This is a genomic window from Okeania sp. SIO2F5, assembly GCF_010692685.1.
Taxonomy (GTDB): Bacteria; Cyanobacteriota; Cyanobacteriia; order Cyanobacteriales; family Microcoleaceae; genus Okeania; species Okeania hirsuta.
In genome coordinates, this window is the sequence record NZ_JAAHGU010000004.1 from 64,991 (window position 1) to 85,048 (window position 20,058).

At 36.3% G+C, this 20,058-nt stretch carries 23 protein-coding genes and 1 tRNA gene; 7 read left to right on the forward strand and 17 right to left on the reverse strand.

Annotated features, from left to right (window positions below; genetic code table 11):
- Positions 1–276: 276 nt before the first annotated feature.
- Positions 277–801 (reverse strand): acetolactate synthase small subunit, encoded by a 525-nt coding sequence (ilvN, locus tag F6K27_RS02440; RefSeq protein WP_124147476.1) that lies wholly within the window; start codon positions 799–801, stop codon positions 277–279.
- A gap of 397 nt (positions 802–1,198) precedes the next feature.
- Here ilvN and F6K27_RS02445 point away from each other — a divergent pair, with 397 nt between their 5' ends.
- Together F6K27_RS02445 and F6K27_RS02450 are read left to right on the forward strand one after the other, a co-directional pair.
- Positions 1,199–2,155: an RluA family pseudouridine synthase gene (locus tag F6K27_RS02445; protein WP_287273212.1), complete on the forward strand. Its 957-nt coding sequence runs from the start codon at positions 1,199–1,201 to the stop codon at positions 2,153–2,155.
- 229 nt (positions 2,156–2,384) lie between these two features.
- On the forward strand, positions 2,385–2,531 hold the full coding sequence (locus F6K27_RS02450; RefSeq protein WP_287273213.1) for a hypothetical protein: 147 nt from the start codon (positions 2,385–2,387) through the stop codon (positions 2,529–2,531).
- A gap of 99 nt (positions 2,532–2,630) precedes the next feature.
- Here F6K27_RS02450 and F6K27_RS02455 read toward each other — a convergent pair whose 3' ends face one another.
- The 12 genes from F6K27_RS02455 to ndhL all read right to left on the reverse strand — a co-directional run bounded on the left by F6K27_RS02455 (position 2,631) and on the right by ndhL (position 9,238).
- Positions 2,631–2,837, reverse strand: a complete 207-nt coding sequence (locus F6K27_RS02455; protein WP_287273215.1) for a hypothetical protein — start codon at positions 2,835–2,837, stop codon at positions 2,631–2,633.
- 152 nt (positions 2,838–2,989) lie between these two features.
- A complete protein-coding gene (locus F6K27_RS02460) occupies positions 2,990–3,142 on the reverse strand; it encodes a hypothetical protein (RefSeq protein ID WP_287300831.1) in 153 nt (50 codons plus the stop codon).
- Between the two features lie 48 nt (positions 3,143–3,190).
- Positions 3,191–3,376: a hypothetical protein gene (locus tag F6K27_RS02465; RefSeq protein WP_287273216.1), complete on the reverse strand. Its 186-nt coding sequence runs from the start codon at positions 3,374–3,376 to the stop codon at positions 3,191–3,193.
- Between the two features lie 105 nt (positions 3,377–3,481).
- Entirely contained in the window at positions 3,482–3,895 is a 414-nt protein-coding gene (locus F6K27_RS02470) for a class I SAM-dependent methyltransferase (RefSeq protein ID WP_287273217.1), read from the reverse strand.
- A gap of 23 nt (positions 3,896–3,918) precedes the next feature.
- Complete coding sequence (locus F6K27_RS02475) at positions 3,919–4,065, reverse strand: hypothetical protein (RefSeq protein WP_192901307.1); 147 nt, start codon at positions 4,063–4,065, stop codon at positions 3,919–3,921.
- A gap of 75 nt (positions 4,066–4,140) precedes the next feature.
- Positions 4,141–4,728 (reverse strand): class I SAM-dependent methyltransferase, encoded by a 588-nt coding sequence (locus F6K27_RS02480; protein ID WP_287273219.1) that lies wholly within the window; start codon positions 4,726–4,728, stop codon positions 4,141–4,143.
- Between the two features lie 92 nt (positions 4,729–4,820).
- Positions 4,821–5,408: a class I SAM-dependent methyltransferase gene (locus tag F6K27_RS02485; RefSeq protein ID WP_287273220.1), complete on the reverse strand. Its 588-nt coding sequence runs from the start codon at positions 5,406–5,408 to the stop codon at positions 4,821–4,823.
- A gap of 425 nt (positions 5,409–5,833) precedes the next feature.
- Positions 5,834–5,959: a hypothetical protein gene (locus F6K27_RS02490; protein ID WP_287283973.1), complete on the reverse strand. Its 126-nt coding sequence runs from the start codon at positions 5,957–5,959 to the stop codon at positions 5,834–5,836.
- A gap of 98 nt (positions 5,960–6,057) precedes the next feature.
- A complete protein-coding gene (locus tag F6K27_RS02495) occupies positions 6,058–6,993 on the reverse strand; it encodes a phosphoribulokinase (RefSeq protein ID WP_124147582.1) in 936 nt (311 codons plus the stop codon).
- 460 nt (positions 6,994–7,453) lie between these two features.
- Positions 7,454–8,257, reverse strand: a complete 804-nt coding sequence (gene trpA, locus F6K27_RS02500) for a tryptophan synthase subunit alpha (protein ID WP_287273222.1) — start codon at positions 8,255–8,257, stop codon at positions 7,454–7,456.
- A 424-nt stretch (positions 8,258–8,681) separates the two neighbouring features.
- Positions 8,682–9,002, reverse strand: a complete 321-nt coding sequence (locus F6K27_RS02505; RefSeq protein ID WP_287273223.1) for a DUF3007 family protein — start codon at positions 9,000–9,002, stop codon at positions 8,682–8,684.
- Positions 9,002–9,238, reverse strand: coding sequence for an NAD(P)H-quinone oxidoreductase subunit L (ndhL, locus tag F6K27_RS02510; protein ID WP_287273225.1), 237 nt, complete (start codon positions 9,236–9,238; stop codon positions 9,002–9,004). Before ndhL ends, F6K27_RS02505 begins: the two co-directional genes overlap by 1 nt.
- A gap of 542 nt (positions 9,239–9,780) precedes the next feature.
- On the opposite strand from ndhL, the gene F6K27_RS02515 reads away from it, so the two are divergent.
- A tRNA-Leu gene (locus F6K27_RS02515) sits at positions 9,781–9,864 on the forward strand.
- 1,403 nt (positions 9,865–11,267) lie between these two features.
- Here the strand turns inward: F6K27_RS02515 and F6K27_RS02520 are convergent.
- The 4 genes from F6K27_RS02520 to yqeK all read right to left on the reverse strand — a co-directional run bounded on the left by F6K27_RS02520 (position 11,268) and on the right by yqeK (position 14,177).
- Complete coding sequence (locus tag F6K27_RS02520; protein WP_287273227.1) at positions 11,268–12,221, reverse strand: asparaginase; 954 nt, start codon at positions 12,219–12,221, stop codon at positions 11,268–11,270.
- Between the two features lie 544 nt (positions 12,222–12,765).
- Complete coding sequence (locus F6K27_RS02525; protein ID WP_287273228.1) at positions 12,766–13,266, reverse strand: CGLD27 family protein; 501 nt, start codon at positions 13,264–13,266, stop codon at positions 12,766–12,768.
- 65 nt (positions 13,267–13,331) lie between these two features.
- Complete coding sequence (gene rsfS, locus F6K27_RS02530; RefSeq protein ID WP_287273229.1) at positions 13,332–13,751, reverse strand: ribosome silencing factor; 420 nt, start codon at positions 13,749–13,751, stop codon at positions 13,332–13,334.
- A gap of 93 nt (positions 13,752–13,844) precedes the next feature.
- Complete coding sequence (gene yqeK / locus F6K27_RS33465; protein WP_353735921.1) at positions 13,845–14,177, reverse strand: bis(5'-nucleosyl)-tetraphosphatase (symmetrical) YqeK; 333 nt, start codon at positions 14,175–14,177, stop codon at positions 13,845–13,847.
- Between the two features lie 1,164 nt (positions 14,178–15,341).
- Between yqeK and F6K27_RS02540 the strand changes: the two genes are divergently transcribed.
- From F6K27_RS02540 to F6K27_RS02555, 4 genes are all read left to right on the forward strand, one after another.
- Positions 15,342–16,247 (forward strand): MBL fold metallo-hydrolase, encoded by a 906-nt coding sequence (locus F6K27_RS02540; protein WP_287273231.1) that lies wholly within the window; start codon positions 15,342–15,344, stop codon positions 16,245–16,247.
- Positions 16,248–16,436: 189 nt separating this feature from the next.
- The gene (locus F6K27_RS02545; protein ID WP_287273233.1) at positions 16,437–16,982 is read left to right on the forward strand and encodes a diheme cytochrome C; all 546 of its coding nucleotides are present in this window, start codon (positions 16,437–16,439) and stop codon (positions 16,980–16,982) included.
- 618 nt (positions 16,983–17,600) lie between these two features.
- The gene (locus F6K27_RS02550) at positions 17,601–18,278 is read left to right on the forward strand and encodes a hypothetical protein (RefSeq protein ID WP_287273234.1); all 678 of its coding nucleotides are present in this window, start codon (positions 17,601–17,603) and stop codon (positions 18,276–18,278) included.
- 164 nt (positions 18,279–18,442) lie between these two features.
- Entirely contained in the window at positions 18,443–19,858 is a 1,416-nt protein-coding gene (locus tag F6K27_RS02555) for an MAC/perforin domain-containing protein (protein ID WP_287273236.1), read from the forward strand.
- Positions 19,859–20,058: the final 200 nt, after the last annotated feature.

Here is a 20,058-nt window from a genome sequence, read left to right on the forward strand (position 1 = left end):
TGTTAGTCTTTCTATTTAATGAACACAAAAAAAATATTAATAAAAAAAAGTAATTACTTCTAATGAGGTTGCACTCAAAAAAGGAGTAATTACTTAAGGTAGGATATTTAATTGAAAATAACTAGGATTAGGATAAAAATTAAATCAGTAAAATTTCAAGGAAAGTCAAGTTGAAAAAGAGAAAAAATAGTAGTTTTATAAATCAGATAAAAGCTTAAATCACCATTCCCTCTCCTATAGGATTAACCCTTTCCTAATTAACATCCTAGAAAATACTTACATTTTTACTTCCAAAGCTCTCAATTTTAGGAACTCAGTATTAACTCCAGACTCACGAGTTAAAGCTATTTTGCCTGTCCTAGCAATTTCACGGATACCATATTTAGCAAGCATTTGGACAATGGCAACCATTTTTCCTGGGTCTCCTACTACTTCAATAGTTAATGAGTCGTCACCTAAGTCTACTACCCGCGCCCGAAAAATATTTGCAATTTCAACCACTTCCGATCGCATATTTGTAGTAGCATTAATCTTGAGTAACATTAACTCTCGTTCCACACAGGGAATAGCAGTAATATCTTGTACTTTCAAAACATTAATCAACTTATATAGTTGTTTGGTCAACTGTTCGATCACATGGTCGTCCCCAGGCACCACCATTGTAATTCGAGAAACACCAGATTGTTCTGCTGGGCCAACCGCCAGACTTTCAATATTAAAACCACGACGGGCAAATAAACCAGCAATGCGGGTCAAAACTCCCGCTTCGTCTTCAACTAAAACAGAAAGAGTATGTTTCATTCTCTAATTCAGTAGCTATCTTGGCCAACCTATAGCGCTACGCGTAAGTCAGATAGGGGAGCCGTCGGATTGGCGACGTACAGAAGTCAGAAGTAATCCCTGACTAACTTTGATCATTTATCAAAATAATATGGGTCGCTCAACCCCGCCTTTTAAGGCGAAATATTTTTGGAGCGGGACTTAAATTCCCGTTACAAAAATAACTTCTGACTGTCTTGAGTGTGTCTTACATTCTGAGGGGACCTCAGAATTACACACTCGCTTCTGACTTTTGACTTCTGACTTCGTTAAAAATGTCCGCTCCCTATTTGCGTAGTGCTATATTTGATATTTTGTTATTTTATACTTAAGTTTAGGTTTAATCGGGTTTTTATCCCACTAACAATTTGTACAACTTATGGCTGATGAAAGTTCAATAATTTTAGAGGTAAAGAGTAAGGGTGAATTTGTCAAGCAAATAAATCAGCGTTTGGATATCTGGATATCTGAGCAAATACCTGACCTATCGCGATCGCATATTCAAAAGTTAATATCCCAAGGTAATGTGAAAATAAATGACCAACTCTGCACCTCTAAAAAAGTAATAGTACAGCATGACGATCGGATTATTTTAACTATTCCCCCACCAGTACCTTTAGAAATAGAAGCTAATGATATTCCTCTGGATATTCTCTACGAAGATGATGCTTTATTAATTATCAACAAACCAGCAGGTTTAGTCGTACATCCAGCTCCCGGACATTCTGATGGTACTTTGGTGAATGCACTTTTAGCTCATTGTGATTCTTTGGCGGGTATTGGTGGAGTGCAACGACCGGGTATTGTACATCGCTTAGATAAGGATACGACCGGTGCAATAATGGTCGCGAAAACAGACCAAGCGTATCAACATTTGCAGGCACAATTACAGGCGAAAACTGCTAGAAGGGAATATTTAGGAGTAGTTTATGGTAGTCCGAAAACAGATAGTGGTAAAATAGATTTACCTATTGGTCGTCATCGGGTAGACCGCAAAAAGATGGCAGTGACACCAGTGGAAAGAGGCGGAAAAGTCGCCGTTACTCATTGGGAAGTTAAGGAACGTTTGGGAAATTTTTCTATGATGTTGTTTCGGTTAGAGACTGGCAGGACTCATCAAATTCGGGTTCACAGTGCTAAAATAGGGTATCCTATTGTGGGGGATACTATTTATGGAAAAGGTCGTTCGGTAGGAGTGAATTTAAATGGTCAAGCGCTTCATGCTTGGCGACTAGAGTTACAACATCCTATTTCTGGAGAGTTAATTTCAGCGATCGCTCCTTTACCAGAAGATTTTCTCACCTTGGTTGAGGTTTTGCGTAGACGTTCTGGATGAGAAATCAAAAGTCAAAAGTCAAAAGTTAGAAGTTAGAAGTTAGAAGTTAGAAGTTAGAACTCAGGAGTCAGTTATAATACTGTAGGTTGGGTTAAGCGGTAGCGCAACCCAACAGACAAAACGAGTTTGTTGAGTTTATCCTGCAGATAAGCTACGAAGAACGTTCCTCCACCCAACCAACAAAAAGCTAATTTTTTTAATTATGAAATAAGTTCAGGAGTAGAAAATTATGGATCGTGGAAAAATTGTCGCTATTATTACTGGAGCTATTTCTATCGCTTTGGCGATCGCCTATTTAATTATTGTACAACTACTAGATTTTAGAGGTAGTGAAATGATACCTGCTCCCACTTCAATATTACCTTTCGTATTTTAAAAAAAATATAGTCTTTTAGAAGTAGTGATATTAGTTCAGTACATCCTTTTAATTGTCAGGAGGTAAACTAAAAAATCACTACTTAATCTATAATTAAATTTAATTGTTTTTTTCAATAAAAATCATGCGAGTACGGATAGGAATTCCTGTAGTTTTAGAAATCCAACCTGCTATAAAATAATCTTCAGTTGCATTTTCAATTGTAATTTTTGAATGGTCATAAACTGGCACAGCAAAATTTTTAATAAATTCCTCTTTTGTCTCATCAATACTAACTAAAATAGCTTGACGAGCAATGCGCTCCATCTGCTTGATCGCCGTTTTAGCATCTTCAATTAGCAGTAATGCACTGAGGCAAAAAACAAAATCGTAGGAATTTGTCTCAATTTCCGGTAAAGCTGTTTCAATTCACTTGTTGATAGTTTTATCATTTTCTTTGTGGGTTTAATACCCCACCGTCAACGGGGGTGTTCAAAATTACTTGGGGGAGCGTAGACGCGGAGCGGCCCTTCGTTGACTATCCCCATGTAATTTTCCTCCTGTCTCCTGTCTCCTGTCTCCTGTCTCCTGTCTCCTTCTTCAAAGCCCCTTTTAGCTGCATATTCCAGCATCTGAGTAGAAATATCGATACCTGTATATTCAAAATTTCCCTGTAATAATTAACTAATAGCTCCTGTTCCACAAGCAATATCTAAAATACTCCCTTGACGATAATCGTGTAGTTGGAATATTTTAACTGCTTCATTTACATGTTGTACATTATACTGACTATTATTGAGCCAATCATCATCATACTTTGCCGCCAAATCGTCATAAAATTCTGTAGCATAAATTTTGTTTACCATAACTTACAATCCAAAATTGACTTAGCTCTATCATCCAGCATAGTAATAGTATAATAAATAGGCGAGCGTTGAACCTTAAATATTATTAAATATTCAACTATTACTTTAGCTTTTTTGTTCAATATAAATCATCCGAGTTCGGATAGGAATACCTGTAGTTGGAGAAGTCCAACCTAATATAAAATAATCTTCCATAGCATTGTCAATTGTAATTTTTGAATGCTCGTAAACTGGCACAACAAAATTTTTAATATATTGCTCTGTCGCTTCATCAATACTAATTAAAATAGCTTGACGAGCAATTCGATAAAGATGTTCAATTGTTGTTTGAGCATCTTCGACACAATGCAATGAACTTAAACAAAAAACAAAATCATAGGAATTTGTCTCAATTTCAGGTAAAGCCGTTTCTATTGGTTTATGAATAGTTTGATAACCTCTTTTAGTTGCATATTCCAGCATCTTAGCCAAAATATCAATACCTGTATATTCAAAATTTCCCTGCAATAATTGACTCAAAAAACCTGTACCACAACCAATATCTAAAATACTACCTTGATGGTAATTATATTGATGGAATATTTTAGCTGCCTCATGTGTTGTGCATTACATTTGGGGTCTTTGACTACATCATCATAGTTGGCAGCAAAATCATCATAAAATTCTTCAGCAGAAATTTTATTTACCATAATTTATAGTTCAAAATTGATTTATTTTTACTATCCCGCACTCCGTTAGGAGGCTAACTGATAACTGAAATTACTTTAGTTTTTTTGTTCAATATAAATCATCCGAGTTCTGATAGGAATACCTGTAGTTGGAGAAGTCCAACCTAATATAAAATAATCTTCAATAGCATTTTCAATTGTAATTTTTGAATGGTCGTAAACTGGCACAACAACGTTTTTAATAAATTCCTCCGTTGTCTCATCAATACTAATCAAAATAGCTTGACGAGCTATTCGAGTAATATGCTCGATTGCTGTTTGAGAATCTTCAACAAATAATAATGAACCCAGACAAAAAACAAAATCGTAGGAATTTGTATCAATTTCAGGTAAAGCTTTTTCAATTGATTTGTGGATAGTTTTATAACCTCTTTTAGCTGCATAATCTAGAATTTTACTAGAAATATCAATACCTGTATATTCAAAATTTCCCTGTAATAATTCACTTAGAAAACCTGTGCCACAACCAATATCTAAAATACTACCTTGATGGTAATTATATTGATGGAATATTTTAGCTGCCTCATGAATGTGTTGTACATTACACTTAGGGTCTTTTAGCACATCGTCATAGTTAGCAGCAAGTTCATCGTAAAATTCTTCAGCAGAAATTTTATTTACCATAATTTATAGTTCAAAATTTATTTATATTTACCATCCTATATAGTATGATAAATAGGCTATATTAAATGTCAAACCTTAATTAAACCATTACCTTAGTTTTTTTGCTCAATATAAATCATCCGAGTTCGGATAGGAATACCTGTAGTTGGAGAAGTCCAACCTAATATAAAATAATCTTCAATCGCATTTTCAATTACTATTTTTGAATGGTCGTAAACTGGCACAACAACGTTTTTAATAAATTCCTCAGTTGCCTCATCTAAGCTGATTATAATATTTTTACGAGCAATGCGATAAATATGCTTAATTGCTGTTGCAGCATCTTCAACAAAATACAATGAACCCAAACAAAAAACAAAATCATACGACTGAGAATCAATTTCAGCTAAAGCAGTTTCTATCGGTTTATGAATAGTTTTATAACCTCTTTTAGCTGCATATTCTAGCATCTTAGCTGAAATATCAATCCTTGTATATTCAAAATCTCCCTGCAATAATTCACTTAGAAAACCTGTGCCACAACCTATATCTAAAACACTGCCTTGATGGTAATTGCGTTGTTGGAACATTTTAAGCGCTTCATTTACATACTGTACTTTAGACTTAGAGTCTTCGATCGCATCATCATAGTTATCAGCAAATTTATCATAAAATTCTTCGGCGGAAATTTTGTTCAGCATAATTTCTATTTCAAAATATAACTAGACTTACAAAAGTTTTAATTCTTAGACCACAATATAAACCTTCCATAGAACTTCTCCACAAGACTTGTATTTTTTACCGAAAAATTTTGGTCTAAACCCTCCTCTTTTAAGGGGATAAAAAGCTGTCGTTTGCTTCGCAACGCTGACGCGAAACGCGACAGCGGAACGGAGTTCTCTCTTCGGAGCTTCCTGTAAGGTGCAATGGGAAGGTCTCAGAGTCATATCCAATGGAGCAAGAGAAAAGAGAATTCCGTATTTTTGTAGCCTCCTTTTTGGGCTGCATAATCTAGCATATTAGCTGAAATATCAATCCCTATATATTCAAAATTTCCCTGCAATCATCCACTTAGAAACCCTGTTCCACAACCTATATCTAAAATCCTGTCTTGATGATAATTGTGTCAATGGAATATTTTGAAAGCTTCATTCAAATGCTGTGCATTACACTTACCCTTAAACACAACATCATCATAATATTTGATAGCATAATTGTCATAAAATTCTTCGGCGGAAATTTTGTTCAGCATAGTTTCTATTTCAATATTTACTGATACTTAATCTACCGATCCAACCCAACTTTAGTGAGAAAAAATATGACAAGAATACGACAGTTAAAAACTAAATATTACTGATAAATATTAGTTGCCTTAATCATATGATAAGCAACAAGTAACTGAGTCAAAGCCAAAGGATAACTCTGAAGCAGTTCCCCAGTTGTACCAACTAACTTACCAAGATCTGGATCTCCTTTCGGCGAACAAAAATCCCTTAAGTAAGGGGTATCCTGACATAAAATCATCTCTAACTCATTTACCTGTTCCTTAGTCGCATGACTATCAATTTCCAAAACATCCACTGGTTTACCCATATCCCGGTCTAACCCCAAGCGCACTGCTGGCTGAAAACTAGGGCTACCTTGGCCAATAATCTCTAGAAAATCTGGGTGAGGAATAGTTGGCCTAAGCACCAAGCGTACATGAAGTTGAGAGCTATTTTCATCATTTGAAGGAGGATAAAAAGTCACAACGACATCTGCCCACTTGCGTTGGGGACGAATAAAAGCCTCCGAATCTGGTTCCCGTTTTTCCATCTCTTTAAGAACCTGTTCTTCACTATATCCCCTCTTCATAGTATCCCGTTTTACTTTCCACTTCGCCCTTAAATCCTCTGGTGGTGCAAGGTACACCTTCACATCGTAACAATCTCTCGCCCCCCTAGTCGAATAACCCAATAGTCCTTCAACAATCACAAACTTGCTAGGCTTAATATATTCTGGCGGGTCAAATTTTCCCGTGGAGTGATTATAAATGGGCTTAAGAATTGCTTGTCCAGTACGCAGCAGAGTCAAATGTTGCTGCATTATATCAAGATGGTTACAATCTGGGTGTAGAGCTGTAATACCTATTTCCGCCCTTTGTTTGCGGTCATAGCGATGGTAGTCATCTGTACAAATCACAGTCACATTTTCTGGCCCTAAGACTTGAGCAATTCCTCTAGTCAAAGTAGTTTTACCCGCAGCGCTATCACCGACAATTCCTAGAATGATTGGACGATAATTCATAATTTCACTTCTCCCTACTACCGGACAACGGCTTACATAAAACAACTGGAAATTTCTAATTATTTCTCAATTTTACGATCTATTTGACACTAGCGATCGCTCTACTGAAGTGATAGGAAAAAATCTTTATCTAGAAAATTTCTCAACAACTATCCGACCAATTTTTAGAAATACTAAATAACAGGGAATAGGGAACAGTTAATATTAACAAGTAACTCAAGCCATCCAAAACACAGAATCCCAAATACAAAATTCTCAAATCATACCTAGAATCAGCAATGCCCAAAATTCCAATTAAAATCTTTCTTAATTCTTCAGGCAATAAACAGACTTCTACTAAATACTTCTTCAAACAATAATATAGTAGTCTAAGGAAAGGTTAGGATAGATCGACAGCTTAAAACTCAAACAATGTAAGATTTTTCCTTCTTCCTTCTTTCTTCTTCCTTCTTCCATACTATCAACTAATAGCAGCCTTCAAACTTCGACAAAACTGCCCTATCGCCTCCAAACCCTCATCCGGTGTCCCCTCTGCCAAACGCTTCACCACCGCACTACCAACAATAACCGCATCACTCCCCCAATTTTTTACTTGCACAGCGTGTTCCGGTTGAGAAATGCCAAAACCAACACCAATAGGTTTATCCGTCACCCCTCGCATTTCTACCAACAAATCTTCAACCCGGGTCTGTACTTGATTACGCATTCCCGTCACCCCAGTCACACTCACCAGATAAATAAACCCTTGAGACTGACGAGCGATCGCCTCTATTCTCTCTTTTGGGCTAGTAGGAGCCACCAACAAAGTCAACTCAACCCCAATATCCGCAGCAGGTTTCAACAAAATATCCGCCTCCTCCAACGGTAGATCCGGCACAACCAAACCCCTAGCACCAGCATCATAAACTTTTTTCAGGAAGCTCTCCACCCCTCGAGACAAAATCGGATTATAGTAAGTAAACAAAATAATTGGCGATCGCAACTTCTTGCTCGTCGTCTGCACCACCTCCAACACCGACTCCAAAGTAGTCCCCCGTTCCAAAGAACGAGTAGCAGCAGCCTGAATTACTGGACCATCAGCCAAAGGATCAGAATAGGGCACACCCAACTCAATCATATCGGCCCCACTATTATCCAATACCTCCAAAGCTTTGGCCGTAGTTTCCAAATCTGGATCGCCTGCCGTAATAAAAGGAATAAAAGCACACTGGCGACCATTTTCCGAATTGCGTAGAGATTCAAAGCGATGAGAAACTGAAATCATTTTTAATTTTCAATATTGGATAAATAATTTGTCAAAATAATTGGGTCGCGCAACCCCGCCTTTTAAGGCCAAATATTTTTGGAGGTTTGCTCAAATCCCCTACTTCCCCTCCTGGGAGGGGGAGGGGCGAGGGGTGGGTTAACTTCTGACTTCGTTAATCTGTTGCGGGTTTAATACCCTACCGTCGGGGGTACTTCAAATTGCTTGGGGTTTTCAACAATTAATAATTAATAATTAATAATTACCTCTCCTTGAAAAGAAGAGGATTGAAGCTTAAGGAAAATTTTTTCTTTTTTCCCTTTTAAAGGAGAAGCTTTAAACCTTAGTTATTTGGTAAGACACGAAATGGTCGGTCGTTGACTATCCATGAGCAATTTTTCCTTCTGCCTTCTGCCTTCTGCCTTCTGCCTTCTGCCTTCTTCAATTATTCCTGCTTATTCTGAGCTGCCCTTTCTTGCTCAACTTCTGCCTGCAACTGAGCCAACTCCTCTGGAGTCATTTCTTCCAGACGCTTTTGGATCACTGCTTCCTCATAATCCTTTAACTGTTGGTTATAGGTCATATTGCTATTACTAACCCGAAACAAATAGGTCAGTAGCCAGCCAACCAAGCCACCGACCAATACAGCTTGTGTCCAGATACCAGCATTTACACCACTGACTCCTACTACCTGCAATATTAAGTAAAGGATACCACCAGCAGCAAAAATACCGACACTTATTCCAATAGCCTCAATTCGTCGCATTAACCTTCAATTTGTCGCCGTCTGGGGCGAAAGTTCAAAAATGGGGACAAAACTAACATACCAGGGAAGAAGAAGAACATCAAGAAATACATAAAGCCTCGTTCAAAGGAACTAACAACATACCAACGCATATTCAAGTAAGCATAGACTATAGCTGGCATTACCAGAAGGTAAGTTCCTGCTAGGACTGCATAAATAATTAGGATTACCAGATTCCCGTCTAGTTCTAAGTTCATAAACAATATTTATTTAGAAATTGCAATAGTTAATCGTATTCTGTTTAATATATTATTGGTTGAATAGCTATTTTTCCCTCAACCCTCCAAATTATTGCATATTTTGGCAGGACTAAGTTTTTTGAGAAAAAAATTCTGAAGTTGAGTAAATCTCTAAATAGAAAACATCTGTAGATTTAGATATTGTCAGGTATTTAATTCGGTGAACCAGAAATCCTATCTATAATTTCAGGAATTTCAGGAGAATATCTGCCCCGGCCTCTTTAACTTCTTTTCCTCAAGAATGCTGTCCTAGTATATAGAAAACCTTAGCCCAGATGTGGGAGAGTATACCAAACCTTAACTTTAGTCCAGGCTTAACATTGATTCGGCCTGCCTTAAATACCTTTGTTCTCCCTTGTTGAGCAGCTTCTATTCCCAACTTCAACAAGAAGTCTCAATTTTTTTTTTCAAAAGACTTGCCAAAAATTTAATCATAATGTTTAAATAAAGGAATGAGCTTTTTATGCAAATGCAGTGAGTTCAACACTCGACATAAAAACGGGGGTGTGGCGGAATGGTAGACGCTACGGACTTAAAATCCGTTGACCTTAACAGTCGTGTGGGTTCAAGTCCCACCACCCCCATCTGCAAATGTCAATCAAACTTGGCCATCAAAAAAAAATCCAACCTAAAACCAAGCAAATCAAAGGCAAATTCTAAGTTTATTGTGCCTATGTGCTTAACAAAATGAAATGCCTGAGATTTACCCTTCACCTTTATTATGTATATATGCAGCAGTCGAAGGAAAGGTTAGGACTGTTCAAAAGTTTAAGGTAGTCCTGCATAGTCATGGTATACAGGAAAAAGGGCATTGCTGAGGGGTGGAATGAATATAAGTGGGGTGGGTATCCTGCCAAGGATTGAAAATATCAGGAACGGGAAAATATCAGGAATGGGCAAGATGCCCATTCCACTTCCACTTCCACAAAACTATTAAAATCCCAAGCGCATTTATGCAACGAATGTACGACCATTACAATGCAGCACCACCAAGTTTAAAACTCAGACAACATAAGACTTTTCCTTCTGTCCTAGGGCGTGTCATCAATTAAAGAGGTTGACATTAAAAGTATAGTATGCTTATGAAGAATAACTACAGGAATAATATGCTAAGGACTGCTCTAAATGACTAGACGTTATGGTTTGCGTGACGACCAATGGTGGCCTACTGATGATTTGTCAAGTGCTTGAAGAGTAGCGATCGCGGTAGCGTTGCGTAGCAATATCGCTCCGGGCAATTATTTTTCTTCCTCCTCTATTATACACAAACGATGCTACCGGACATGATATAACTCCTAACTCCTGACTCCTGAGGAAAAGTATTGAGACCGAAAATCAAAAAAGCCTGATAAATTTTAAGATTTACCAGACTTTCTTTTAGATTATTTATTTTTATGGCGGGAGGCGGATTTGAACCACCGACCTTCGGGTTATGCTTACCACCACAGCTTTCACTGCCTTAATTCTGAAACTATCAGAATTAGTTTGTAGTCTGGACTGTCCCTTTACCCTCAGCTTCTATCAAACTAGAACTGCTAGGGTACTTGCCAACCAGTCTCTACACCTTCTCCTTTAATTCGGAGCTTGGCTCGGGATTACCCCGCTAACGGTTTCCCCGAATTTGACAAGTAATCACATACAAATTTCTTCGTATGCCGCCCCTTACAAGGTATAACTTCAAGCTTAGTGACTAGCGGCGTCTATCTGTGCTTGTTTTGTTTGTCTTACCTTATAACTTGAGCCCGACGAGCTACCAGACTGCTCTATCCCGCGTCGTCTTTTATTAATATAACCATAACCTCATAAAAATTGCAACCCCTTACTCAAAATATTTTCAAAATTTTTTTCAGGGCTGTCCAATCACCGAATAATTAAGGTTTAAAGCCTCTCCTCATAAAGGAGAAACAAGAAAAAATTTTCATTATTAGTCAATCCTATCCGTTTTCAAGGAGAGGTAATTATTAATTATTAATTATTAATTGTTGAACTATACCATACACATTTCTCCAATTACTTCCAAACGCTTGACATTACTGAGAGACATATAGTTTTCCCCTAGAGTCTCAGCAATAGTTGGACTTATCCAACCCATCTGAGTTAACAAGTGAATAGCCACTGCATATTTCGCTCGTTTAGCACCATCATTAACTTTAATGGCCAAACCCATCCCTTCACCTACCCGACCAATACATTGCACTCCTTCGGCCCCAGACTTACTAACAATTTCTCCTGCCGTCAAGCGCATCAACTCTGTATCAAAACTTCCTTCTCCCCCTACCATTTCTGGATGATAGGTCATCGCCCTGACAATTCGTTCTAGATCCAAACTATCACCTGAAGCCAGTTTGGCGTACAAAGTTGCCATTTGACTCAGTTGCAGGAGATAAGTTGGAGCACCACAGTCATCACGAGCGCCAATAAATTCTGCTGCGGGCATTGCCAGCAACTCAGCGACTTTGCTAATAATCAACTGTTGAACTGGATGCTTCATTTGTAGGTAAGATTCCATAGGCCAATTTCTTTGCTGACAAACAGCCAGCATACCTGCGTGCTTACCAGAACAGTTATATTGCAAAGGACTATTTTTATTGGCAGGAGTTGGACATTGGAGTTTTGATGAGTCAATATCACAACGCCATAAAACGTTAAATACCTGTCTTGCTTGCTCTATTGTACCTTGATGGGAACTACAGATAATGGCCAAGTCTAAGTCAGTTAAGTCATAACGTTCTAGGGTGCCTGTAGTAGTAACTGCTAAAGCTTGAAATGGTTTGAGAGCTGAACGGACAAATGTGGCAGTATCTGCACCTCCGGCCACGGACAAAACCCGACCTCTATGGTCGCACACAGTGGCCTGAACTTGGTGAATTGATTCAAGGATACCTTCTCGGAGTAGTCTGACTTCTAGTTGCGAAGTTTGTGTTCTTTTTCCCCTTGTCATTTTTATTTATTGTTTTGGGCAAGTTGAGTATTCATCAAGTACATTAATTTAACTGTATTTTTGAAGACTATCTATCAATTTAATCTTAATAAGTCTCAACTGATTCTCTTATACTAAACTAAGTTATGCTCATCAATATTTCTTCCTTAAAAGTACGAGTATTTTTAGTCATGTCAGCTAAGATAATCGTCTTAAGAGAGTCTTTGTTAAATGAATATTAAATCACGTAGGGTGCGTTACGTGAAACTAACGCACCATCCCACAGCACCCGGTGTGTGAGGTGTAAAACCGAGCATTATTCCATCAGTGGTAAGCGTGCCGTCACATACCCTACTTAATCTTTTGTTTACAAATAGTTTCTAAATATAAACTATTTAAGTACAATTCCGTATGAGATTATTGTATAGAATAGTGTAATGTAGCAGATATTTTAGAAAAATAGTTAAGCATATAATCTGAGAATGAGTCAGGTAAAAATAACTGTAATTACTTGACTACCTAAATCAAAATTACTATGATTTTTTGTAACTATTTTGGGTTAATTTTAGATCGAAACCCAGATTATTCCACCGAGACAAATTATTAATAGCAAACTATAAAAAGTTTTGTGTAATCTTTTGATAAGTGGCTGAACTTGATAGTTAACTATTAACTTATCTTTTGTAATTTCTTCTTGTGTTTTCAGCCATGTTTGCCCATCATACCAACCAGACTCTTCATAAAAAACAGTAGTACTAGCAAGACGCGATCGTATATAATTCCAACCTAAATAAAGTCGCAATAATACCAAAATTAGAATTAAGCTTGCACCTGCTGACCCACTCAGAAAAAACTTCATCAAATATTTCTCTGGGGGAAAACTTGCTGCTGCTACTGGGCCTGATACTAACCAACTCCAGAGCCAAACCCAGACTAACTTCTTTATATACTGAAGTCTTTCTAATGTTACCCAACAAAACAACCAGGAATTTTTGAGTTCTTCATATTCGTTGACTGGTTGTTGTTCTAGGGGAACTGGAGAGCTAGATATTATCTGTCTAGTCATAAATCAATTTTTCCTCACTTATATTTTATGCCAGTAAAGAGGTAGTTCATATTGACAGCTTGCTCCTAATTGAGCAATGATAAAGTATCTACTCTTTCTGCATGACTCCAAAATGCTTCTAAATTGTAGAATTCTCGTTCTTCGGGCTTCAATATGTGGACTATGACATCACCATAATCCATTAATATCCAAGAACTTTCGTTTTGGCCTTCTACTCCTAGAGGATAAAGTTCTATATCTTGTTCTACCTTTTGGGCGATCGCCTGAGATATAGCTCTGACTTGAACATTAGAGTAACCTGTGATAATTACAAAGTAGTCTGCTAAATAAGATACTTCTGATACTTTAATCACAACAATGTTATCTCCTTTACGGTGTAATGCTGCGTTAACTATTGTCGATGTCAATTCTAAGGTTCCATCGGATTCTGAATTTGCCTGACTTAATTCGGTTGACAAGGACTGAATATGGGGGTAATTCGACATTAAATTATCTGTTTCCTTTTTTTTATATGTTCTGTTTTGGATATTTCTGTTGACTAATTTTTAGCCTTTATATTAGTCATAATCTGATTAATTTTATTGCTGCTTAATTTTTTGTTCATTCTCGGGTTTTTGGGCCTTTTTTAAGAGCCAATTTCTAGTTAATATAATTTTTGGGTGAATCAAACAATTAGTAGCTAGCAAGTGCTTTATAGTATAATCGCAGGTTAACCAAACTGCTTGGTAGAGATTTTCCTTACTAAGTTGCCTCAAATGCTGTAACTCTGGATTTTCACCTCTACCTGGTTCTAAAGTATCTGCGAGGAAAATTATGTAACTTAGCTGATTCATAGCTCGCTCTCCTAATGTATGATTAGTTATCGCTGCTAAAATCTCCTGATCCTTGATACCAAACTCTTTTTTGGCCACAATTCACTTACATTAGCATGAAGCAAATGAGAAGAGACTTCTGATACTAAATCTATTTCTAAACCCTCTGACTTAGAAATTTGTAATAATAGGGGAGAAAAATATTTAGCAAGATCGTGCATCAATGTTGCTAGTTGATCTTTCTCCTAGTTTATAGTATAATAGTTTGCTATATACTGTGCCATTTTTTATACTCTAAGAATATGTTTGAGCCTAGAGACTGAAACATGAACGGAAAGCCATGTTAATACCAGCGCTGTTTCATTCTAACACTGTGCCATTTTATGTATTGACGAAACCACGTTACAGGTTTAGGAAATGTATCTTCGCTGTCTGAAAATCAATAAATTCATTGTCAAAATCTAGAATGAAATGACCCTGATGTTAATACTTTGTCTTTAAGTTGAACCAAATCTAATTTTTCCTATTTTGGAATTGACAATTCCTCATATTTCATAACAATTATTTTGACTTCACACTGATGATTTTGATAAGAGTTTGTGATTTTCTTAAAGTATAAATTTATCAGATTTTTACCTAAGAGACAACAACAGGGAAAAACAATTATAACGTTTCGACAGGTTTTTAGTATTTGTTTGTAAGCATTTCCTGCGGAATGCTGCGTAAACAGCTATTAGCAGTCAGTTATTCCCTGGGTCAGGACTACGTTAACAGCAATTAGTAATGAATAATTAGTTCTAAGGTTTAGTCAGGAGAGTTTGACAGTAAATTTTATTATTTCTCAATTTCAAAGGTTGCTTTTACGGGGACTCAAAATCAATAGCTCATAGCTGACCGCTGAATGCTTATATTTGTTTTTGGTTAAATTATCAAAATTAACTGACTTATAAACCCCTAGTTCTCCAAATTGAAAAGTTATAATTTTTTGAATAAATATTTATTTACTAACTCGCTATTTAAAATAGTTTAGTTATACAGAGGTTTTACTAAAGCCTAAGATATATCAAGACTTAACTATAACCTCTTTCAAACTAAACAATAAAAATTTTTAGATTTAAAGTATAGCTTTCTATACTAAACTAAATTATCTTTTTAAAGATATACTAGCAATTATTAGTACCTGATTTTGCTAGAATAATCTCAATTGACAGTTAAGAAATTCTTAACAGATTCGTATTAACCGCAAGTCTGAAACACAGAAATATGCAGTCTTCAGAGCCGTCAGCCCCAATATCACAATCTGAGGAGATAGATATTCACTCAGCCTCCTTGCAAACCAAGTTTGTAGTTGAATTCTGGGGTGTACGAGGTAGTATACCTACCCCTGGTAGTAGTACAGTTCGCTATGGTGGTAATACCTCCTGTGTAGAAATGCGCGTAGGGGAAAAACGTTTAATTTTTGATGGAGGTACAGGTTTAAGAGTACTGGGTTTAAACCTAATGAAGCAAATGCCAGTGGAAGCTCATATATTCTTTAGTCATACTCACTGGGACCATATTCAAGGATTCCCATTTTTTATCCCTGCATTTATGCCTGTCAATAAGTTTCACATACATGGAGCAATCGCACCTGATGGGACTACAATTAAGGAATGTTTAGCCGATCAAATGGTCAATCCTAACTTTCCTATTCCTTTACAGGTAATGGGTTCTGAGATGAAGTTTTATGACTTTAGCACTGGAGATGTAATTAAGGTTGATGATATTGAGATTGAAACAGCTCCTCTAAATCATCCAAATTTTGCCATTGGATATAGAGTTTGTTGGCAGGGTAAAACTGTAGTTTATTGTCCAGATACAGAACATTATGAAGATCGTTTTGATGAAAATGTGCTTCATCTAGCTCGTAAAGCTGATTTGCTGATTTATGATGCTACCTACACAAATGAAGAATACTATAATCCTGAATCTCCTAAAATTGGTTGGGGACATTCTACTTGGGAAGTAGGTGTGGAAATAGCAAAAAAAGCAGGAGTCAAACAAATAGTTATGTTTCAACATGACCCTTCTCATCATGATAATTTATTGGATGAAGTTCAAGTTGCTCTCCAGTCAGTATTTCCCAATGGGTTAGTAGCAAAAGAAGGTATGACTATTCCGATTCTGTGAAAAGCGTTTAGCACCTCAGCAGTTCAGCGGTTCGCTTGGCGCGGAAAGCGGAGCATTCCGGAAGGGGAAGGGAATGAATAACCCAAGCTTTGAGATACCATTATCTATATACTACCTTTTTAGCCTGATAGCTGATAGCTAGTTAAAGTAACAAAAAATAATGAAGTATTTAGCACAGAGATTATATTAATGCCAATATCTAATCTCAGAAATAAAGGTAGACGACGACCATCTATTTTTTTACTCTTACTACTCATATTTTTATGCAGTGCAAGTTGTGGTTTGGTTATGGCAAAAATTTCTACTGCAACAGATATTTCACAAATTGAGCCTCAACTAATGAGTAATGTTGATGTGGTTCCCAAACGTCACCAATTAGGACTGTCATTATATTTAGAGAATTGTACTACTTGTCATATTCCAGTACCACCTCAAGTCCTTCCCACAGAAAGTTGGAAAATAATTATAGAGGATTATCAACACTACGGTATACAACTCCCTACTCTTGTAGATCCACCTCGTCAACTTATTTGGAATTACCTACAAGTATCTTCTCGTATCAAATCACAGCAAGAGGAAAGAATACCTTACAGAATTTCTAGTTCTCGTTATTTCAAAGCGCTTCATCCAAGAGTAGAACTTCCTCAAAATTTGAATATCAAGGGTTGTGTTTCTTGTCATCCTAGCGCTGCAAAATTTGACTTTCGGACTCTAAATGCAGAATGGCCTGAATAAAGTCAAAAGTCAAAAGTTAGAAGTTAGAAATTGTTTTTGTAAGAGGAATTTTGAGCAACCCTCCAAAAACATTTCGCCAATCAAGGTATGGTTTTAGACCCAGTTATTTTGATAACATTTAAGTCAAAATTTAAAACTAATGGAAGTAGTAGGAAGATAAGTTTAAAAACAATAAAAAAAACTACCTCAAGGCAAATACATCTAACATTATATATCTTTTTTTTATAAGATTAATAAATATAATTATTCAAAAGTTTTACCGAAATATTTAAGTTATAAAGCCTCTACATTCATGGAGAAAAAAAACAGACAATTCTCCTATTATAGAAGAGTTATCTATTAATTATTAAATTATTGAACTGTCCCTAGATACTACATTTTGCAGTAAAGAATGTAGGATATTGACATCTAGAATAATAAAGAATATGATGTGTTTGAGATATACATAAATACAAGCTTTTACCTATATTTTTGACCACTCTTGTGTAATTATTCATACAGGTATGGGTGGTAATTTTAGTGAAGCTGAAGTAATACTTAGTCGCACAAGAGATCCCAATTTATGTAATTGGTATCAGTTATCGTTTAAGGAATTCAAAATAAGGATTAAGAAGCACAATGAATGATGAAGAAAAACTAAAAGGCACTAGATGCCATGTCTTTGAAGATCGCGACTTAAAAGTAAAAGTTTCTTTGAATAAGGAGCTAAGTAGTGAAGATGGTAAACACAAACAGCCTACTCTAGTTAAACTTGACCAGGAAGGAGAAAATACATGGTACTTTGATTACGTGGTCTTCTTATACGAAGGTTCGTATATCTCATTTACTATTACATCGAAAGGTCCTTGTGGATATGGTTTTAAAATATTTACAATAAAAAATAGGATAGTCAATAGACTCTATGTTGGTAATGAAGGTAATGGGCAGGAATTAACAGTCCCAATCAATAAATACAACAATGAAGGAGATCCTATTAGAGTTAAAGATTTTCAGTACTTGGATAACCAGATAAATAGCAATGTTTTAAGAAACCACTTGGTTAATATTGTCACATGGCCTATTTATGGCTATGAAAAAGATAATTATAAATATCGTCCAGGACTTTCTCCGGTCAGGCTCGGAAGTTCTAATTCACAGCAAAAATCTACAATTATCAGTAACATAATAGAGGATAGGGACAAATTAAATTTGATCACCAATGGCTCTATCCATATGTTTTTCTACGTACTCAAAGAAGAGGAAAATATCGAAGAGATATGTGAGATCGTAGATGAATCTGAAGATAAAACTGCTTAAGGTTTTTCGTGAAGGAAAAAGTTTATCCCATTTCGTATATAAATAAACTGGTCGTGTTACCAGCAAATTTGACTTTTGAGACGTAATTCATTTGATGATTAGTATTGATTGAGCTAAATTCATCATATTTGTATTAACGGAATTATTAAGGAGAAAAATCTAAAATGACACAAGACGATCAGACTAAATTAAATTCACCTCCATCTGACTCTATGGCAGCACTAGCAACAAATACAGACCAAGACAAAGATACAACACAAGATCCAGGACCAATTACACCAGAGCAAATTATTCAATTCCTTCAAAAATTACTTGAACTTATCCAACCTGCAACAGCTGCACTACCAGGAGAAATTATTAAATTTCTTAAACAAGTACTTGAAGAAGTTATTCAACCTACAGCAACTCAATTTCAATTGGCAGCAGCTCAATCAGTTGAACAAATTACACCTGGAGTAATTAAACATTTTTTCCAAGATTTAATTGACGATCAGAAGGTAGATTTATACAGAAGATTGCAATTAAAAAAGGCTCTTACTGTTAGCAAAATTCAGTCTCAGGATGAAGATTGGGTTATATCAAAAGCATTCAAGGAAGCTATTTATTGGAAGCTTGATGATTCTGATGATACTGAAAATACTTATCATCCTAATTGGATTGTACCCAGAAAAAATGGATTCTTCACAGTAGATGCCGAAACAAGTCTTGTAGCTCATCAAGTAGGAAAATTTGTTTCCAAGGGAAGTGGTAATCAAGAACTCAGTTTATTTGGTGGTTTAGATTCAGATTTAGAAGGTGAATTTTCTGGAGAGATCGAACTAAGTGCAAAAAGTAAGACCTACCTGCTTGCAGAGTATACAATACCAAAATTGATTCTATCTCTAGACTGGGAAAATATTGAACTGGACCCTAACTTCAAGAAAAAGGTTGATAAAATTTTAATAGATGATGAGTGGTCTAGCTTTGTAAAATTAAATTATCTTTTGAACAAATATGGTTACTTTGTCCCATTGAAATTTACGATCGGGGGTAAGATATCTGCGCAAAGTGAGGTGAATTCAAAGATTGATTCTAATTCCCAACAATTTGCATCCTTTCAATCTTCCTTTGCATCTAAAATAAATCTCTTCGGCAGCTCTGAAAGTGAAGCGAGTGGTGAATTAAAAGGTAAGATGGAAGCTAAGCAAGAAGCCTCTGGTGAAATGGATATGGAGTTGGAATACTACGGTGGTCTCGGATCGGCAATAACAAATCCTATTGGATGGATGATGTCTTTGAACTCTTACAAGACATGGACAGTCATTAAATATTCTGAGCTTGTTCCTATCATCTGCTTTTTTGATGAAAAGTTGAGAAATAAGGCGATTCGTGCATTTATGCGTTATTCATATTATCCAGACACTAATAAACCGTTGTTACTAAATGGCATTTCTTATGCTAGTCTGGCTATAGAATTAATTAGTCAAAGGAGCTTCTTAGAAGAATCACAGGAATCAGAAGAATCAGGAAAGAAAGTTACTGTAATAGGACGGAGCAAGAAATTTAAGCGATTATTTTCATTTAGTAAGATTAAGTCTTAACAATTTGGAGAACACACATTCCTCTAAACAATCAATACAGTCTGCTAGTTCGGTTTGTCTTAAAGGGGGTGTACTGGACCTTTAAGTTTTCCTGTATTCCCAAACTCCTCAAAGCTTGATTCCAGTAGAATTGTCTTGTGCCATGACTATGCCTCAGAACCTACATCCTGTACTTCTAATATAATACACTGAGAATAGAC

Coding starts and splice junctions, on each gene's coding strand:
- ilvN (WP_124147476.1), bottom strand. CDS start 801: ATGAAACATACTCTTTCTGTTTTAGTTGAAGACGAAGCGGGAGTTTTG.
- F6K27_RS02445 (WP_287273212.1), top strand. CDS start 1,199: ATGGCTGATGAAAGTTCAATAATTTTAGAGGTAAAGAGTAAGGGTGAA.
- F6K27_RS02450 (WP_287273213.1), top strand. CDS start 2,385: ATGGATCGTGGAAAAATTGTCGCTATTATTACTGGAGCTATTTCTATC.
- F6K27_RS02455 (WP_287273215.1), bottom strand. CDS start 2,837: ATGGAGCGCATTGCTCGTCAAGCTATTTTAGTTAGTATTGATGAGACA.
- F6K27_RS02460 (WP_287300831.1), bottom strand. CDS start 3,142: ATGCTGGAATATGCAGCTAAAAGGGGCTTTGAAGAAGGAGACAGGAGA.
- F6K27_RS02465 (WP_287273216.1), bottom strand. CDS start 3,376: ATGGTAAACAAAATTTATGCTACAGAATTTTATGACGATTTGGCGGCA.
- F6K27_RS02475 (WP_192901307.1), bottom strand. CDS start 4,065: ATGGTAAATAAAATTTCTGCTGAAGAATTTTATGATGATTTTGCTGCC.
- F6K27_RS02480 (WP_287273219.1), bottom strand. CDS start 4,728: ATGGTAAATAAAATTTCTGCTGAAGAATTTTACGATGAACTTGCTGCT.
- F6K27_RS02485 (WP_287273220.1), bottom strand. CDS start 5,408: ATGCTGAACAAAATTTCCGCCGAAGAATTTTATGATAAATTTGCTGAT.
- F6K27_RS02490 (WP_287283973.1), bottom strand. CDS start 5,959: ATGCTGAACAAAATTTCCGCCGAAGAATTTTATGACAATTATGCTATC.
- F6K27_RS02495 (WP_124147582.1), bottom strand. CDS start 6,993: ATGAATTATCGTCCAATCATTCTAGGAATTGTCGGTGATAGCGCTGCG.
- trpA (WP_287273222.1), bottom strand. CDS start 8,257: ATGATTTCAGTTTCTCATCGCTTTGAATCTCTACGCAATTCGGAAAAT.
- F6K27_RS02505 (WP_287273223.1), bottom strand. CDS start 9,002: ATGCGACGAATTGAGGCTATTGGAATAAGTGTCGGTATTTTTGCTGCT.
- ndhL (WP_287273225.1), bottom strand. CDS start 9,238: ATGAACTTAGAACTAGACGGGAATCTGGTAATCCTAATTATTTATGCA.
- F6K27_RS02520 (WP_287273227.1), bottom strand. CDS start 12,221: ATGACAAGGGGAAAAAGAACACAAACTTCGCAACTAGAAGTCAGACTA.
- F6K27_RS02525 (WP_287273228.1), bottom strand. CDS start 13,266: ATGACTAGACAGATAATATCTAGCTCTCCAGTTCCCCTAGAACAACAA.
- rsfS (WP_287273229.1), bottom strand. CDS start 13,751: ATGTCGAATTACCCCCATATTCAGTCCTTGTCAACCGAATTAAGTCAG.
- F6K27_RS02540 (WP_287273231.1), top strand. CDS start 15,342: ATGCAGTCTTCAGAGCCGTCAGCCCCAATATCACAATCTGAGGAGATA.
- F6K27_RS02545 (WP_287273233.1), top strand. CDS start 16,437: ATGCCAATATCTAATCTCAGAAATAAAGGTAGACGACGACCATCTATT.
- F6K27_RS02550 (WP_287273234.1), top strand. CDS start 17,601: ATGAATGATGAAGAAAAACTAAAAGGCACTAGATGCCATGTCTTTGAA.
- F6K27_RS02555 (WP_287273236.1), top strand. CDS start 18,443: ATGACACAAGACGATCAGACTAAATTAAATTCACCTCCATCTGACTCT.